The sequence below is a fragment of the Hyphomonas sp. NPDC076881 genome (assembly GCF_050269995.1).
Taxonomy (GTDB): Bacteria; Pseudomonadota; Alphaproteobacteria; order Caulobacterales; family Hyphomonadaceae; genus Hyphomonas.
In genome coordinates, this window is sequence record NZ_JBNNJJ010000002.1 from 120,929 (window position 1) to 137,003 (window position 16,075).

The window sequence follows — 16,075 nt, forward strand, 5'->3', positions numbered from 1 at the left end:
CTTTCCAGCTAAATAATCCGTTAACGAACGTTCTCGGCAGCCCTTGCCAGATCGTTAATCAGCAGACGGATCATGGGGTCCCCCGTCGGCCCCGCCAGCTTCGTCTGCCGCTCGGCGTCATGGATGCGCTCCATCACCCGCATCAGGCGGCGCGCTGGCCATTTGCCAAGGCGCGCGCGGAAGGCCGGCCATTCATTCGGCCATACCGGCGGGCGCAGATATTTGCCGGGGTTTCCGTCGCCGCCCGCAATCTTCTCATGCGCGCTCAGCATACGCAGCACTTCCATCTGGAGAGAGCGAAGGATCGAGATGCCGCTCGTTCCGTTCTCGGAAAGTTTGTCGAAGGCGGTCTGAGCGTCACCCGGCCGCCCGTCGAGCGCGGCGGAGACGATGCCGGAAATCGCCTGTTTCACATCCGTCGCCGAAAGCGCGCGCACATCTTCAAGGGTCAACGGCCGGCCGAGCCCGCGTGCATAGAGGGCGAGCTTTTCGATCTCGGAATTGGCAAGCCCCCGGTTTCCCGGCAGGTCGCCCACGAAAGCGTCGAGGGCAGGGGGGTCTATCACCGCGCCTTCGGCCAGCAGGGCGGTCTTCACCCGGCTCGCCACATCAGCCTCCTCTTCCGCGAAAAGCTGAAGGCAGGCCGTGCGTTTGGCGCTCTCAGCAGCCGCGCGGAGTTTGGACCGGGCCTGCAGGCTGCCCGTTTCGATCACCAGCCTCGCGGCAAAGCGCTTCGGATCCTTGTCGCCCGCTTCGATGGCTTCGGCCAGCAAAGCGGCAATCTTGTCGCCGCTTGTGCGAACCCGAACAGCGCGCGCGTCGCCGAGCAGCGAGACGGCCTCGAGCGCGTCGAACAGGAGGGCGGGCTCTTTCTTGATGGCATCGTCATCCAGCACGGTCACATCCATGCCCTGCTTGCCGCCCCAGCTGGCGATCAGCGCCTGGCCGGCGTCGAAGGAAAGTCCTTCATCCTCGCTGAAGGCGAGCACGGCCCAGACTTCCGGATCAGGCCGCCGGGCGAAACCTTCCGCCGCGCGTCCCTTGTGCAGCATCAGGGGCTCGCAAATTTCAGGCGGATATCGTCGGCGATCTGTTTGGCCAGAACCCGCATCGCGCGGTCACCCGCATCCGTCTGGGCGGCGATATCGCCATAGGGCGAGTCCGGCACAAGGAAGCTGGTTTCGACGTCGGATCGTCCCGTCACCTGTACATTCTCGCCTTCAAGACGATAGCTGCCGCTCGCCATGATGCTGGAGCGGGATGCTGCACCATCCGGCAACAAGGCCAACCGGGTGAGATCACTCTGTAGGTTGACGGTCAGTGTAACCTTCTCCGTCAGCCCCGGCATGCCGACGGCCAGTTCTTCCTGCAGGGCCCGGCGCAGCATGTGTCCCTGGCGGCCTTCGATGGGCGAAACAGTGATCAGCCCGGATTCGGCGTACTGCCCGTTGACCGGCGCATAGACCGGCTGAAACCCGCACGCGGCGGTGGCGACGAGCAGCAGGGCGGCGAGAAAATGCTTCATGCGACCACGATATTCACAATCCGGCCCGGCACAACAATCGTTTTCTTCACGCTCTTGCCTTCGATGAAGGTGGCCACTTCGGGCAAGGCCCTGGCCGCTGCCTCGACGGCATCATTGGCCATATCCTTTGCCACAACGATTTCGGCGCGGCGTTTCCCGTTCACCTGAACCGCCAGCGTTACGGTATCATCCACCACCAGCGAAGCATCGACTTCTGGCCAGATCGCCTGTGAAACGAGGCCCGGCCTGCGCAGGCGTTCCCAGCAGGTTTCGGCCAGGTGCGGCATGAACGGCACAAGGCAGCGCGCCAGCATGTCAGCCCCTTCGGCGCGCGCCCCAATTGTTGCCGGGTCGCTCTCGGCCTTCTTCAACGTGTTCACCCATTCATGAACGGTGGCGATGGCGGAGTTGAAGCGGAATTCCTCGATGGCCTTGTCGATGCTGGCGACGGCCTTGTGGCTCGCCTTGCGCAGCGCGGTTGAGGTGTCCTCACTGCCGGGGGCAGGGAAGGGGCCCGTTTCGGGCAAGGCATCAACGAATGACCAGACCCGCTGAACAAAGCGCGCTGCGCCCTCCGCGCCTGACTGGGTCCACTCCACATCGCGCTCGGGCGGGGAGTCAGACAGCACGAACCAGCGCGCGACATCGGCGCCATAGGTGGCGACGATGGCATCGGGGTCGACCGTGTTTTTCTTCGACTTCGACATCTTCTCGATGGCGCCGACCTTCACTGGCTGCCCGGTGGCGATCTCGAAAACCTTGCCGTCTTTCCGTTCGATAGCGGAGGGTTCGAGCCATGTTCCGGCCTCGGACTTGTAGGTCTCGTGCGTCACCATGCCTTGCGTGAAGAGGCCGGCAAACGGTTCGCCCGAAGGCAGGTCCAGCTCGCCCACATCCCGCATCGCGCGCGCAAAGAAGCGCGAATAGAGAAGGTGCAGCACGGCATGTTCCACCCCGCCAATATACTGGTCTACGGGCAGCCAGTAGGCGCGCTCGGCCGGATCGGCTGCGCTTGCAAAGCGGGCATAATACCAGGAGCTGTCAACGAACGTATCCAGCGTGTCGGTTTCCCGGCGCGCCGGCTTGCCACATTTCGGGCAGTTCACATGCTTCCAGGCCGGGTGGCGGTCCAGCGGGTTGCCGGGCACGTCAAAGGTCACATCCTCCGGCAGGCGCACAGGAAGATCCGCCTGCGGAACGCCCACAACCCCGCAATCCTCGCAATGGATCACCGGGATCGGGCAGCCCCAATAGCGCTGGCGCGAAACGCCCCAGTCACGCAGGCGATAGTTCACCTTGCCTTCGCCCTGGCCAGCCGCTTCAATCTTCGCAATTGCGGCGCGCTTGGCGTCCTCGATGGAGAGGCCGTCCAGGAAACCTGACTTATATATATGTCCGGGTCCGGTATACGCCTCGGTGCCGACCTCAAACGTAGCCGCGTCCGCGCCCGGTGGCAGCACCACGGGATAGACGTTCAGCCCAAACTTGCGCGCAAAGTCGAGGTCACGCTGGTCATGCGCCGGGCAGCCGAAGATGGCGCCGGTGCCATATCCCATCAGCACGAAATTCGCGACCCAGACCGGAACCGTCCGTCCGGGTTCGAACGGATGGGCGACCGTCAGGCCGGTATCGAAGCCCAGCTTCTCGGCCTTTTCGATCGCTTCCTCGCTGGTGCCCACCTGGGCGCATTTTGCGCGGAAGGCTTTCAGCTCATCAGACTTTTCCGTCAGCTGGATCGTCAGCGGATGATCCGGAGACAGAGCAACAAAACTTGCGCCGAACAGCGTGTCCGGCCGCGTGGTGAAAACGGTGATGCCATCTTCAAAGCCGGCAGGCGCCGCCCCCTCAAAGGCAAAGGTCATCTCCAGCCCTTCGGACCGGCCAATCCAGTTGGCCTGCATCGTGCGGACCTTCTCCGGCCAGCGGTCCAGCTTCTGAACCGCTTCCAGCAGATCATCTGCATACGCCGTGATCTTGAAGAACCACTGCGTCAGCTCGCGCTGTTCCACCAGCGCGCCCGAGCGCCAGCCGCGCCCGTCGATCACCTGCTCATTGGCGAGCACGGTATTGTCCACGGGGTCCCAGTTCACTTTTGAGGCTTTGCGATAGACCAGCCCCTTTTCCATCAGCTTCAGGAACAGGGCCTGCTGGGCGCCGTAATATTCCGGGTCGCAGGTCGCAAACTCCCGGCTCCAGTCGAGTGACAGGCCGAGCTTGCGGAACTGTGCCTTCATCGATTCGATGTTGGCATAGGTCCATTTGCCAGGGTGAACCTTGCGCTCCATGGCGGCGTTTTCGGCCGGCATGCCAAACGCATCCCAGCCCATCGGGTGGAGCACATTGTAACCCTTCGCCCGCTTATGCCGGGCCACCACATCGCCCATCGCATAGTTGCGCACATGGCCCATATGCAGACGGCCGGAAGGGTAAGGGAACATTTCGAGGACAAACGCCTTCGGCGCGCCGGGCGCTTCGCTTGGCGCCTTGGTCCGGAAAATGTCGGCCTTCTCCCAGGCTTCACGCCAGCGGGGCTCCGCGCTCTGCGGATCATAACGGGTGGCCATCCTGGGCTCCCTTGAATGGAATCGAAGTGTTACAGGCTTGTATCGGCGCTTTAGCCGATCTGCGAGGTCCGAAGAAGTCGCGCCCGTTCAAGAATCTTGTTTTCGAGCTGGATCGCCGTTTCCGGGTCGGCGGCCGCATCGGCCCACTGACCTTCGGTATTCACCTGGCGGTGAACGGTTACCTTCACGCCATCGGCGCGCAGGCGCGAGTCCAGAATGAACACGGTCGCCTTCACGCGCTCATTCGGGGCGTCCGGAAAGCTCTTCCAGTCATAGGAAATGATCCCGCCGATCGGATCGGTGGACTGAAGCGGCAGCGTGGACAGCGTATCCAGCGTCGCGCGCCACAGAAACGGGTTGGATGCGCCGACCGATTGGACCACAAGCGGGCCATCATTGGCTTTACCGCGCGATTGGCAGCCCGAGACGAGCAGCAGGCCGGCAAAGGCGGCGGTGAGGATCGGCTTGATCATGTTCATTTTCCGCATGCAATTCCTTGTTGACCCGGCATGTATAACAAGCGGGTTCTGGCCTCGCCAGTATTGTTATGCGCTTGGCTGAGTCAGCCGCAGCGCCTGTGATGGAGCCGCCCGTGATGCTTAACACCCGCCGGATTGTCTTTGCCCTTGCCGCGCCGATGGTGGCGCTTGTTCCTGCGGCGGCAGCGCAGGATGTGTGGGACGATCCGGGCGGGGTTGAAAGCGAGGCAAGCGCCGAGCTCGCGCTGGTCGCTGCGCCCGACGCGGATGAGGCAGTGCTTGGCCTCGCAAAGGCACGTATGGCGATCAACTATGTGCTGATGAACGGGGCCGAGATCGGCGCGGTTGGCGGCGTGGAGCTTCAGCGTGACCATCCCGCCCGCGCCGGCTTCAGCGGCGTTTTCCCGCCTGCGGCCGGGGCAGGGGCCTCTTCGGGCGGCGCGTTCAGCGGTCTGGCGCGCGGCGATACTCCGGCAGACCGGGATCTGCGGATCAGCCTGGAAACCGCTTACATCTATATAGAGGGGGGCTATGGCGACGCCCGCCTGGGCGCAGATGAGGGGATCGCCACCCGCTTCTTTGAGGGCGGCCCCGCGCTCTTTGCCCATTCCGGCCTCGTCAATCCGGCGCTCGATCCCACAGGCCAGATCATCGCCCGCACCGATCATGATCTCACCGGCCCCGCCGCCAAGATCAGCTACGCCACCCCGCGCATCCTGGGTCTGCGGGGCGGCGTCTCCTACACCCCCACCGCAGACCGCCGGGGCGTGGACCGGGACACCGAAAGCGATTTCCCGGGGGCGTCGCGCCCGGAAATCGAAGACGCTTTCGAAGTGGCGCTCAATCTTTCCCGCCGCCTGCCGCAAAGCGGGGTGCGCCTGCGCGCGGCGGCGGCCTACAGCCAGGCCGAAGCGCGCTTTGCGCCCGATCCCAGCCTCTATGGCACCGTTGAAACCTGGTCTGCGGGTGCCTCGGCAGAATTCTCCCGCCTGCGCCTTGGCGGCAGCTATCTGGAATCGAACAATGGTATTGCCGCCGGGCCGGGAGATTATTCGGCCTGGGCCGTTTCGGCGGCCGTGCCTTTCGGCAAGTTCGAAGCGGTGGCGGAAGTCTCCGGCGCGGAAGATGAATTTGCTGGCCTCACCAGCGACAGCTGGCAGATCGGCCTTGTCTGGAAGCCAAGTGCAGACTGGCGGCTTGCCTCGGGCTGGCGGGATGTGGATACTGCATACCTGAATTCCGGCGCGCAGGTTCCCGCCACAGGGGGGAGTCGCGACGGCATTGTGATCGAAATCACACGTTCCTTCTAATTCCTCGCTTTATCAGAAACTTAATCTTTCATTAAGCGGGTCCCCTCACTATCATTAGTGGCTGGGAGTTAACATGCGCGCAGACCTTATTCTTTCTTTTGCCCTTGCGGCCGCAGCCTTCACGCTGCCGGCTGTGGCACAGGAACGTGTGGCAGGTGATGCGATCCGTGTTGAGGCACCCACCCTGTCGGAAACCAATTCGGCACGCTCCGAATGGTATCGCCAGTTCTCCGAAGGCAAGCCTGCCGAATCCCGTCTGCAATGGCAGGCGGAGCCCAATCAGGACTTCTCGGTCCAGATCGGCAAGGATTCCCGCTGGCAGCTGAACTTCGATAAGGTCACCCGTCCGGGTGAAACCTATCTTCCGCGCGAAGAAGTCCAGGCTGGCGCCACCTTCCGCGTCACCCCCCGCTTCTCTGTCGGCGGCGAAGTGCGCATCGGCGCAGATGAATTTGATTCGTCCAAGCGCTGGGAAAACCAGGATGTCGAAGCCGGCATCCGTCTGAAGTCGGCCTTCAAGTTCTGATAATCTGAAAATGATGAAAGATCGTGCGGCGCCTTTGCGGGCGTTGCCTGCGTTTCTGCGTGTTGAGGTCAGACTTTGAAACAGTTCCAGCCGTCGATAGCGGCTAGCCCAGCTGAATCCGCAATGCAGAGTCCATTATCAGGAGTTACCCCGCCCAGAGCATAGACAGGGAAGGGGAGGGACGTGGCCAGCCGCCGGAACCGCTGCGCGCCGATAGCCGTCCCGGCGCTCGCGCTGCGGGACGCAAAAACGGTCGAAAACAGCACCGCCTTGACCGGCAGTGTCCGGAAATGTCCGAAATTGTCCCCTCTGTGTCCGCTCATTGTCTGCAATTTGAACCGCCCGCGCCACTTGCGGGAGGCCCCGGCCATCCGCCCCGGCCAGTGAACCCCGTCCGCCCCGATCTTTGCCGCCAGTTCGGCATCGGCGCCGATCAGCAGAAGAAGTTTCCGCGCCCGGCAGAGTTTCAGCAGCCGCCGCGCAACGATTTCCCGGTCCGGGCCCCCGAAATGGCGATAAATCACCCCCCAGCCTTCCGGAAGCCCGGCCACAATGGCGTCCGGGTCAGGCGTCCGCGCTAGATCGGTGAGGAAAAACGCTGGCGGCAACCCCTCGGGCAGGTGGCGGGCGGCCACCCGCGCGGCCATCCGCGCCTTGCGCCTCGAACTGGATTGGGGTTTCTCGCTCATCATGAGCACTGATAGCCTGAACCAGGACATTGCCAACCGCCGCGCCGGGATCCTCGCCGCACTTGCTGCCGCCCGTGCGCGCGTGCCGGAGCTGATCGCTGTCTCCAAATCCCAGTCTGACGCCGCCATCGAGGCGGTTCTCGCCGCTGGTCAGCGGGTGTTCGGGGAAAACCGCGTCCAGGAAGCGCAGGCGCATTGGGAAAGCCGCCGCGAAGCCTATCCGGATCTTGTTCTGCATCTGATTGGCCCCCTGCAGACCAACAAGGCTGCCGATGCCGTACGCCTGTTCGATGTCATCCAGACGCTCGACCGGGAAAAGCTCGCCGATGCGCTGGCCAACGCGATGGAAAAAGAAGGCCGCCGCCCGCAGCTTCTCATTCAGGTAAATACCGGGGAAGAACCCCAGAAAGCCGGCGTTATTCCGTCAAAAGTCGGGGATTTGCTGCGATATGCACGCCAGCAGGCGGGACTGGAGGTTGCCGGCCTCATGTGTATCCCGCCCGCGGACGAGCCGGCCGGTCCGCACTTCGCTCTGCTGAAGAAGATCGCCCGCGATTATGGGCTCGGCATTCTCTCCATGGGCATGAGCAGCGATTATGAACTCGCCGCCCGTTACGGCGCCACGCATGTGCGTGTTGGAACCGCCCTGTTTGGGGATCGCGGCGCCGCTTAAGCGCGGATCTCGAGGGTTGAGGCGCCCTGAAGCCGCTTCACCACTTCGCGCAGGTCAGCCTCCGCCAGCGCCGCGCACCCCTCCGTTGGCGGGTATCCTGGCCGCGCCACATGCAGGAAGATCGCGCTGCCTTTGCCCGGCACGGCCGGATCGTCGTTATATCCCAGTTCCACAATCAGATCGTAGAGACCGTCCTCCCGCCACAGCCGCTCGTGACGCGCGGGGTAGGGCAGGGGCACCCATCGATTATACCGGGCGTCTCCCGGCGCGTCGCACCAGCCATCGGCAGGATGCAGGGCAATCGCCGGAAGGCCTGTTTCCGGCGCCGGGCCCCGGTCCGGTCTGTACCACACCCGGCGCATCGGCCAGACCCCTGCGGGTGAGGCCCCGTCGCCTTCGCGTTTCTCCGCCGCCCCGATAACGCCGCCTTTGCCCAGCGCGCAGCGCAGGGAAAGCCCGCCGCCTTCCAGCCGCCCGTCTGAAAACGCAATGAAATGCGTCACCTGGCTGCGCCTCCCGTTCTTGTTATTGGATAAACAGGCGCCACCTTTCTATGCAAGCGGCAGGCGCGAATGGCGCGCAGATCAAGCGAGACACGCAGATGACGGCCAAGAAGTTCATTCTTATCGTTGATGACGAGGAAGACCTGCGGGAAACGCTCGGCGAACAGTTCGCCCTGACCGATGGTTTCACCCCGCTGACCGCCGCCACCGGCGAAGAGGCCCTCGCCAGGCTGGCCGAAGACCGCGTCGACCTTGTGATTCTGGATGTCGACATGCCGGGCATGAGCGGCCGGGACGTTTCCCGCAAGCTGCGCGAGGCGGGAAACCGCGTCCCCGTCATCATGCTCACCGGGCGTTCCGGGGAGAGCGATACGGTGGCGGGCCTTGAGGCCGGCGCCAATGATTACGTCGCCAAGCCGTTCAGCTTTGCCGTGTTGCTGGCCCGTGTCCGGGCCCAGCTGCGCAGTTTCGAGCAGACCGAAGACGCCACCTTCGACATCGGCCCCTATGAATTCCGCCCCTCGATGAAACTGCTGCGCACCAAGGAAGGCCGCCGCATCCGCCTGACGGAGAAGGAAACCGAAATCCTGAAATTCCTTTACAGGGCAGGGGGCAAGCCGGTCGCCCGCGAGACGCTTCTGTCAGAAGTCTGGGGTTATAACGCCGCCGTCACCACCCACACACTGGAAACCCACATCTACCGTCTGCGTCAGAAGGTCGAGCCTGATCCCTCCAACGCCCAGCTCTTGCTCACGGATACCGGTGGCTATCGCCTCAGGCCCTGATTTTCACAGTCACCGGTGCATGGTCTGACGGCTTCCAGCCGCTGCGCCAGGCGGGATGGATGCGGAAGGAGCTGACATCCACGTCCTCCATCGCCGCCTTGTTGGCCCAGATATGATCCAGCCGCCGGCCCCGGTTGGAAGCGGCCCAGTCTGCGGCGCGGTAGCTCCACCAAGTATAAAGTTTCTGCTCCTCGGGCACGGCCAGGCGGGCAATATCCTCAAAACCGGCTGATTTGCGCGACTCTTCCAGCCGCTCAGTTTCCTGCGGCGTGTGCGAGACGATCCCCAGGAGCTGTTTGTGGGACCAGACGTCATTCTCATGCGGGGCGACATTGAGATCGCCGACGAGAATGCGTTTCGCGCCCTTTTTCAGTTTCTTGTAGCCAGGCCCGAGCCGCTCGAGGAAATCCAGCTTGTGGTCAAACTTGACGTTCACATGCGGGTCGGGAACGTCTCCGCCTGCGGGCAGGTAGATATTGTGGATCTCCAGGCCGGAGGGCAGGCGGGCGGCAATCACCCGTGCATGGTTTTCCCGGCAGAGGTCGGGCACGTCGACCTGTTGCAGCGGCAGGCGTGAGGCAATCGCGACGCCAGCATGGCCGCCGCGCTGGCCGCGGATCACCAGATGCGGCAGGCCCATCTCCTTGAAGGCTTTCAGCGGAAATTCGCCGTCCTGGCATTTGGTCTCCTGCAGACACACCACGTCGGGCTTTTCAGCGGCCACGAAGGCTTCGACATTCGGCGCGCGCAGGCGGACGGAGTTGATGTTCCAGGTGGTGATCTTGATCGGGCGGGTCATGCGCCTCTGGCTAACACCTGCCCCTTAAACGTCAACGCGCCCGAACGCGGGGAGTTCGGGCGCGCCGGACGCAGTTCAGCGTCTTGATGTCCGGACATCGTGTATCCGGTGTCGAGCGGGCGGAAGGTATCGCAGCGGGGGGTCGGTGCTACGCGGCTTCCTGTCCGTCGATGTGTCTTTTATGTCACGCCGAGCGGAAAATCTCAAATTAACTCGACGTAACAGCAATCACGCTTTTGTGTCTCAGTTATTGTCGAAGTCCCGCAGGATGAACAGGCGCGGATTGAGCCGGGCGCCGGTCTCCACATTGCTCAGCAGAACCGAGGTGTTGCCGCCATTGGCATCGGTGGTCTGCCAGCCGACCAGTGAATTGTCCGCCGCGGCGAGCACCAGGGTCAGCGTCCCTTCCATGTCGCCGCTCTTGTCCTGAACAGTGATGTTGGTCCGCCCATTGGCGCGGCGCACATCAATCACATCGGCCTGGCTCTCGAAATCCAGCCGGTCGCTCAGCAGAAGCGACAGAGGGGTCGATTTCAGCGGCACGCGGTCAGTGGTTTCCAGATCACTGTCCTGCAGGGCAACGGTGGTGCCATCGCTCACCATCAACAGCGGCACCGGGTCGTCATAGTCAAACCGCACCTTGCCGGGGCGCTGCATCGCGAACTGGCCGGTCGACAAGGCGCCCTCCGGCGATGTCTGCTCGAAGCGGCCGCGCGCGGTCTTCACACTGGCCAGCGCCTGGGACGCTTCTTTCAGCAAGGTGGCGCGCTCGGCTCCGGTCAGCTGCGCAGCGGCGGCCGGGGCGGCAATCGACGGGCTCACGGGCGCCTGTTTCAACGCCGGCAGCAGGGGAGAGGCCCCGGCAATCATCGCGGCAGCAGCAAGCGGAGCAAAGAAATTCATCATCGTTCTGGCCTCCTTTATATGACCATACGGGATCACGCCTACACTTAAGGGGCTGAACCGGGCCTAAACAGGGCGCATGGCAGATTTTCATCAACTGGCTGCGGCGGGCATGGCGTGCCCGCTTGCGCTCGTCTTTCCGCAGTCCCATCTTTGCGCCCGAAACAAAGGGATTCTTGCAATGAGCAACGCTGAACTCCAGCACGTAAAGGAAGGCACTGACCAGGGCTTCATGGCCGATGTCGTGGAAGCCTCCATGACCCAGCCGGTGATCGTCGATTTCTGGGCCCCCTGGTGCGGTCCCTGCCGCACGCTCGGCCCGATCATTGAGAAGGTGGTCGAAAGCAAGAAGGGCGCGGTCAAGCTCGTCAAGATCAACACCGAGGAGCACCAGGCCTATGCCGGCCAGCTTGGCGTGCGCTCCATTCCCGCCGTCTATGCCTTTGACAAGGGCCGCCCGGTGGATGGCTTCCTCGGCGCGCTGCCGGAAAGCCAGGTCCGCGCCTTCGTGGAAAAGCTGCTGTCGGGCACCGATGACGCGCAGATGATCGCCGAAGCCATCTCCCAGGCCGAAGCCGCCAGCCAGCAGGGTGACATTGCCCTCGCCGCTGAAATCTATGCCGCCATCCTTCAACAGGAGCCGGAGAACATTGCGGCGATTGCGGGCCTTGCCCGCTGCTATCTGGCGGAAGGGGACAAGGAGCGTGCCGAGGCCACCCTCGCCATGGTGCCCGAAGCCAAGAAGAATGACAGCGCCATCAAGAGCGTGCGCCTTGCCATCGAGATGATGGCTGACGCCCCCCCGCCCAGCGAGCTGGACGCAGCCCTTTCGGCCGTGATGGCCAATCCCGGTGATCATGAGAAACGCTTCGAGCTCGCCGAGCAGTATGCCGCTCTCGGCAAATACCAGGACGCGGCGGATCATCTCCTGATCATCCTCTCCGCCAAGCTCGACTGGGAAGGCGGCAAGGCGAAAGACAAGCTGCTGAAAATCTTCGAGGCTGCTGGCCCGACCGAGCCGGTCACCATCGAAGGCCGCCGCCGCCTCTCGTCGCTGATGTTTGCCTGACCTTCTGATGCACAGCCCGCGCCGGGCGAAAGGAAAAGATCATGGCGCCGTATCGCAAGACAGCTGACCTGCCTGCGACGCTCGCCGTGTTTCCGCTCCCCGGCGCGCTGGTCTTCCCCCGCTGGCAGCTGCCGCTCAACATTTTTGAGCCGCGCTATCTCAACATGATTGATGATGCGATGAGCGGCTCGCGCCTTATAGGCATGGTGCAGACCGTCGGTGGGCCGCGCCATCAGCCGCTGATTGCCGAGGTCGGCTGCGCGGGCCGCATCACCAGCTATACCGAAACTCCCGATGGCCGGTATCTGATCTCGCTCACCGGCGTGTGCCGCTTCGGCGTCGCGCGCGAACTGGATGTCACCACGCCTTACCGGCAGGTGCAACCGGATTGGGAACGCTTCGCCGGGGATCTTGTCCCCCCGCCGGAAGGGGAGGGGAAAGAGCGCGAAGCGCTGATCGCTGCCTTCCGCCATTATGCCGCCGCCAATGGCTTGGAGACGGACTGGTCTGCCCTGCAGGAAGCCTCGCTCGAAACGCTTGTCCATGCGCTCGCTTCTGGATGCCCGTTCGGGCCGATGGAAAAACAGGCATTGCTGGAGGCGCCGAGCCTCGCTGAACGCGCCAGCGCCTTGACGGCCCTTCTGGAGTTCGGCAGTGCCCCCGGCGGGGCAGGCCCCATCCAGTAGGAGCAGACATGAGCCAATTGCCGGGCAATGAGCCAAAAGATGAGATCGTCCCCTTCGAGCATAATGGCGTCGATCCGCGCCTGCTCGAAACCCTGATCTGCCCTCTGACGCGCCAGCCGCTCGCCTATGACCGCGCCCGGAATGAGCTGGTCTCGAAGAACGCGCGCCTCGCTTATCCCATTCGCGGCGGCATCCCGATCATGCTGCCGGAAGAGGCCCGCGATCTGGATGAGGCCGAAGAGGCAGCCGAGCCATGAGCGCCCAGCCCTGGCCGGTCAAACTCACCTTTCGCGCCGGCGCCCAGGAACTGGTTGCCGAGTTTGAAGATGGCCGCGCCGGCCGGGTGGATTATCGCACCCTGCGGCTTGAAAGTCCGTCTGCGGAAGTCCAGGGCCATGGCCGGGGCCCCAAACCGCCGCCGCCTGTGGTGCCGGAAGACATCCGTGTCCTGAAGGCAGAACCGGTCGGGCGCTATGCTGTGCGCCTCTTCTTTTCCGATGGCCACTCCAGCGGGCTCTACACCTGGAATATTCTCCGGTCCCTGACGGTCGGAGACTAGAAATTGCGCCTTCAGCGCATCAGGCTGGGCAGACTTTCCTGATCGGCGCTCGCCTGCCGGGCAAGGGCTTGCCGGATGGGGCCCACCTTGTTGGCCGCTGTCAGCGCGAGGGTACGCAGCGGCTTCAGCAACAGATTGTCGTTTGAGAAGGTCCGGTCCACCGCGTCCATGAACAGGGCCGTGGCTGCCGAGTCGAACCGGCGCCATTCGCGGTAGCGCGCCAGCACGGTTTCGCTGCCCGGATCAAGGCCCACTTCGCGCGCTTCAAGGATCACGTCATAGAGCGCGGCAGCGTCCTTGAAGCCAAGATTGAGGCCTTGTCCTGCCAGCGGGTTGATCCGCCGGGCAGCGTCCCCCAACAGCGCGGCGCGCGGGCCGGTCATGTCGCGGGCAATCTGCATCACCAGCGGATAGGCCAGCGGTGGCCCGTCCAGCGTCATCGGCCCGGCAAACTCGGCAAAGCGCGCATTGAGTTCGGCCTCGATCGCTTCCTTCGGCATCTTCGCCAGCGTCTCGGCCGCGCCGCTTTTCATATACCAGGCGAGGTTTGCCCGGTTATCGGGCAGGGGAAGGGTGGCAAACGGCCCCTCCGGCGTGAACAGTTGCCGGGCAATGCCGCCATGCGGGCGGGAGAGTTTGACGTCTGCCGCGAAAACAGACTTGCCATAGCTGCGCCCCTCGGTGCCGATCCCCGCTGCCTGGCGCACGGCGGAATGGATGCCGTCACAGGCGGCAATCACGGCGCAGCGGAAGCTCTCTCCGCTTTCCAGATGCACCCGCGCGCCCGAAGGGCCTGCTTCATAGCCTGAAAAACGGGCGCCCCGCTTCCAGACAAGGCCTTCGGTCTCGCCTGCCTTCCGGTCGAGCGCAGTCTGCAATGCGCCAGCAGGCACCAATTCGCCCAGGGCTTCGCGGTCACCTTCGGGCAGATCGTCATTGGAAAACGCCGCCCAGGGCGCACCAAACCAATGGGTGCCGCCATCGACAGCCTCAAGCCCGTTGAGGGGTTCGGTCAGGCCCTTGAGATCGCCATGAACTCCCGCCGCGCCGAGCAATCGCCAGCTGCCGCGCACGATCGCAAAACTGCGCGTATCTGCAGCGGGGGCTGCACTTTCGGGGCGCACGTCTACCAGCGCGGTGCGCAGGCCGGCCTTCGCCGCCAGCACGGCGAGCGCGGTGCCGACAGGGCCGGCGCCGATCACCGCAAGGTCTGCGTCCAAGGGAGCGGAAAACACGGTTTCAACCATGTGACTGAGGTAGCCCTGAGAGGCCGTCTGGTCCAGCGATGGCGCCCGTTTGGGCGATTGGCCGCATCTCTGCACAAGTTCTGACCACGCCAGGGCAGAATCGAAGCCCGCCTTTGCGTCATGTGCGACTTTTCCGGGCAGGCACAATCATATCGCGGTGGGAGAGCGCTGGGGGTCACCGGGCTCTGCGTGATGAAGATGGCAAGTAAGGAGGGGCCAATGGGCCAACTGATTGGACGATGGATCCGCGGGGCGACACTCGCGCCGCTGGCACTGCTCACGGCAGGCATTGCATATGCGCAGGAAGACGATGTGGCGGCACGTCTGGCCGCGCTGGAAGAAGCGGTGAGCGGCAGCGCCAGCGCTTATGTGGATAACAGCTACCTGTTCCTCATCGGGGGCCTGATTGTCATGTTCATGGCGGCCGGCTTCTGTATGCTGGAGGCAGGCCTCGTGCGGTCCAAGAACGCCGCCATGCAGGCCACCAAGAACGTCACCCTGTTTGCCGTTGCCGGTCTCATGTTCTGGGTCGTTGGTTACAACATGGCCTATCCGGGCGCGACCACGCTGATGGGCCTCCTCGGCACCACGCCTGGCCCCTGGAGCGGCGGCGATCTCTCCGTCGAATCCGATAGCGGCTACGCCCCGGCATCTGACTGGTTCTTCCAGATGGTGTTCGTTGCCACCGCTGCCTCGATCGTCTCGGGCACCGTGGCCGAGCGTATCAAGATCTGGCCCTTCCTGGCCTTCACCGCGGTTCTGACCGCGTTCATCTACCCGATCGTGGCCAGCTGGGAGTGGGGCGGCGGCTATCTCGACAGCGAGTGGGGCTTCTCCGACTTTGCCGGCTCGACGCTCGTTCACTCCACCGGCGGCTGGGCAGCCCTCACCGGCGCCATCATCATCGGCGCCCGTAAAGGCAAATACTCCGGCGGCCATGTGAACCCGATGCCCGGTTCCAACATTCCGCTCGCCGCGCTGGGCACCTTCATCCTGTGGTTCGGCTGGTTCGGCTTTAACGGCGCCTCGCAGCTTGCTGCCGGCACTGCCGCCGACATCAACTCGGTCGCCCAGATCTTCGCCAACACCAACATGGCCGCTGTTGGCGGCGTGCTGGCGGCGATGGTGACGACGGCTATCCTTTATAAGGGCAAGCTCGATGCCACGATGATCTTCAACGGTGCCATCGGTGGCCTCGTCTCGATCACCGCTGAGCCGCTCGCGCCGTCGATGGGCCTCTCGGTTCTGATCGGCGCCGTCGGGGGTGTCCTCGTGGTGGTCTCCGTGCCGCTGCTCGACAAGTTCAAGATCGATGACGTGGTCGGCGCCATCCCGGCCCACCTTGTTTGCGGCATCTGGGGCACGATGATCGTTCCGCTTTCCAATGGCGACGCCAGCTATCTCGGCCAGCTCGTCGGCGTGGCGCTGACCGGTGTGTTCGTGGTTGTTGCCTCGTCCATCGTCTGGCTCGCCCTCAAATTCACGATCGGCGTGCGTCCGAGCGAGGAAGACGAGGAAATGGGTCTCGACCGGGCAGAAATCGGCCTGGAAGCCTACCCGGAATTCTCGAACCGGTAATCGGCCGCTAATCAGGATAGAATTCCACAGACCTTGGGCCCCGGCGGAGTGATCCGCCGGGGTCTTTCACATTCCATCCCCGGATGAAACCCCTGCTTGAATTGCAGATTCTTTGAAATTTCAGGCGATCCGTTTGCAGGGCGTTAAGCCTAACGGAGGCATGGTGGAGGCCCGCACCAA

The 16,075-nt window shown here is 63.6% G+C and carries 18 protein-coding genes; 9 read left to right on the forward strand and 9 right to left on the reverse strand.

Translation table 11 applies throughout. The features are described from left to right. Positions 1-20 precede the first annotated feature (20 nt). The 4 genes from holA to ACQKI2_RS02540 are packed head-to-tail and all read right to left on the reverse strand — an operon-like array spanning position 21 to position 4,562. Positions 21-1,052 (reverse strand): DNA polymerase III subunit delta, encoded by a 1,032-nt coding sequence (holA, locus tag ACQKI2_RS02525; protein ID WP_427378160.1) that lies wholly within the window; start codon positions 1,050-1,052, stop codon positions 21-23. Next, positions 1,052-1,525, reverse strand: coding sequence for a hypothetical protein (locus ACQKI2_RS02530; RefSeq protein ID WP_427378162.1), 474 nt, complete (start codon positions 1,523-1,525; stop codon positions 1,052-1,054). The genes holA and ACQKI2_RS02530 overlap by 1 nt, the downstream gene beginning before the upstream one ends. Continuing rightward, complete coding sequence (gene leuS, locus ACQKI2_RS02535) at positions 1,522-4,089, reverse strand: leucine--tRNA ligase (protein ID WP_427378163.1); 2,568 nt, start codon at positions 4,087-4,089, stop codon at positions 1,522-1,524. The genes ACQKI2_RS02530 and leuS overlap by 4 nt, the downstream gene beginning before the upstream one ends. A 50-nt stretch (positions 4,090-4,139) precedes the next feature. Beyond that, positions 4,140-4,562, reverse strand: coding sequence for a DUF3576 domain-containing protein (locus ACQKI2_RS02540; protein ID WP_427378164.1), 423 nt, complete (start codon positions 4,560-4,562; stop codon positions 4,140-4,142). 122 nt (positions 4,563-4,684) lie between these two features. Here ACQKI2_RS02540 and ACQKI2_RS02545 point away from each other — a divergent pair, with 122 nt between their 5' ends. Next, complete coding sequence (locus ACQKI2_RS02545) at positions 4,685-5,878, forward strand: porin (protein ID WP_427378165.1); 1,194 nt, start codon at positions 4,685-4,687, stop codon at positions 5,876-5,878. A gap of 73 nt (positions 5,879-5,951) precedes the next feature. Then, positions 5,952-6,404, forward strand: coding sequence for an NtrZ family periplasmic regulatory protein (locus tag ACQKI2_RS02550; RefSeq protein WP_035597381.1), 453 nt, complete (start codon positions 5,952-5,954; stop codon positions 6,402-6,404). Between the two features lie 68 nt (positions 6,405-6,472). Here ACQKI2_RS02550 and ACQKI2_RS02555 read toward each other — a convergent pair whose 3' ends face one another. After that, entirely contained in the window at positions 6,473-7,093 is a 621-nt protein-coding gene (locus tag ACQKI2_RS02555; protein ID WP_427378166.1) for a thiamine phosphate synthase, read from the reverse strand. A 1-nt stretch (position 7,094) separates the two neighbouring features. Here ACQKI2_RS02555 and ACQKI2_RS02560 point away from each other — a divergent pair, with 1 nt between their 5' ends. Further along, the gene (locus ACQKI2_RS02560) at positions 7,095-7,766 is read left to right on the forward strand and encodes a YggS family pyridoxal phosphate-dependent enzyme (RefSeq protein ID WP_427378168.1); all 672 of its coding nucleotides are present in this window, start codon (positions 7,095-7,097) and stop codon (positions 7,764-7,766) included. Here the strand turns inward: ACQKI2_RS02560 and ACQKI2_RS02565 are convergent. Next, on the reverse strand, positions 7,763-8,269 hold the full coding sequence (locus tag ACQKI2_RS02565) for a L,D-transpeptidase family protein (RefSeq protein WP_427378169.1): 507 nt from the start codon (positions 8,267-8,269) through the stop codon (positions 7,763-7,765). The genes ACQKI2_RS02560 and ACQKI2_RS02565 overlap by 4 nt on opposite strands. 98 nt (positions 8,270-8,367) lie before the next feature. On the opposite strand from ACQKI2_RS02565, the gene ACQKI2_RS02570 reads away from it, so the two are divergent. Then, positions 8,368-9,054 carry a response regulator transcription factor gene (locus ACQKI2_RS02570; protein ID WP_427378362.1) on the forward strand — a complete coding sequence of 229 codons (687 nt, stop codon included), beginning with the start codon at positions 8,368-8,370 and terminating at the stop codon, positions 9,052-9,054. Here the strand turns inward: ACQKI2_RS02570 and ACQKI2_RS02575 are convergent. Further along, the gene (locus ACQKI2_RS02575; protein ID WP_427378171.1) at positions 9,044-9,853 is read right to left on the reverse strand and encodes an exodeoxyribonuclease III; all 810 of its coding nucleotides are present in this window, start codon (positions 9,851-9,853) and stop codon (positions 9,044-9,046) included. The genes ACQKI2_RS02570 and ACQKI2_RS02575 overlap by 11 nt on opposite strands. Positions 9,854-10,096: 243 nt before the next feature. Continuing rightward, positions 10,097-10,759 (reverse strand): LolA family protein, encoded by a 663-nt coding sequence (locus ACQKI2_RS02580; protein WP_427378172.1) that lies wholly within the window; start codon positions 10,757-10,759, stop codon positions 10,097-10,099. Between the two features lie 178 nt (positions 10,760-10,937). Between ACQKI2_RS02580 and ACQKI2_RS02585 the strand changes: the two genes are divergently transcribed. Genes ACQKI2_RS02585 through ACQKI2_RS02600 form a run of 4 tightly spaced genes read left to right on the forward strand, consistent with a single transcriptional unit; the run spans position 10,938 to position 13,070 of the window. Next, entirely contained in the window at positions 10,938-11,825 is an 888-nt protein-coding gene (locus tag ACQKI2_RS02585; RefSeq protein ID WP_427378173.1) for a tetratricopeptide repeat protein, read from the forward strand. 41 nt (positions 11,826-11,866) lie between these two features. Further along, a complete protein-coding gene (locus tag ACQKI2_RS02590; RefSeq protein ID WP_427378174.1) occupies positions 11,867-12,511 on the forward strand; it encodes an LON peptidase substrate-binding domain-containing protein in 645 nt (214 codons plus the stop codon). A gap of 8 nt (positions 12,512-12,519) precedes the next feature. Continuing rightward, positions 12,520-12,768, forward strand: a complete 249-nt coding sequence (locus tag ACQKI2_RS02595) for a Trm112 family protein (protein WP_427378175.1) — start codon at positions 12,520-12,522, stop codon at positions 12,766-12,768. Beyond that, entirely contained in the window at positions 12,765-13,070 is a 306-nt protein-coding gene (locus ACQKI2_RS02600) for a gamma-butyrobetaine hydroxylase-like domain-containing protein (protein ID WP_035597392.1), read from the forward strand. Before ACQKI2_RS02595 ends, ACQKI2_RS02600 begins: the two co-directional genes overlap by 4 nt. A gap of 11 nt (positions 13,071-13,081) precedes the next feature. Here ACQKI2_RS02600 and ACQKI2_RS02605 read toward each other — a convergent pair whose 3' ends face one another. After that, positions 13,082-14,317: an FAD-dependent monooxygenase gene (locus ACQKI2_RS02605; RefSeq protein ID WP_427378176.1), complete on the reverse strand. Its 1,236-nt coding sequence runs from the start codon at positions 14,315-14,317 to the stop codon at positions 13,082-13,084. A gap of 219 nt (positions 14,318-14,536) precedes the next feature. Between ACQKI2_RS02605 and ACQKI2_RS02610 the strand changes: the two genes are divergently transcribed. Continuing rightward, positions 14,537-15,895 carry an ammonium transporter gene (locus ACQKI2_RS02610; RefSeq protein WP_427378177.1) on the forward strand — a complete coding sequence of 453 codons (1,359 nt, stop codon included), beginning with the start codon at positions 14,537-14,539 and terminating at the stop codon, positions 15,893-15,895. Positions 15,896-16,075 lie beyond the last annotated feature (180 nt).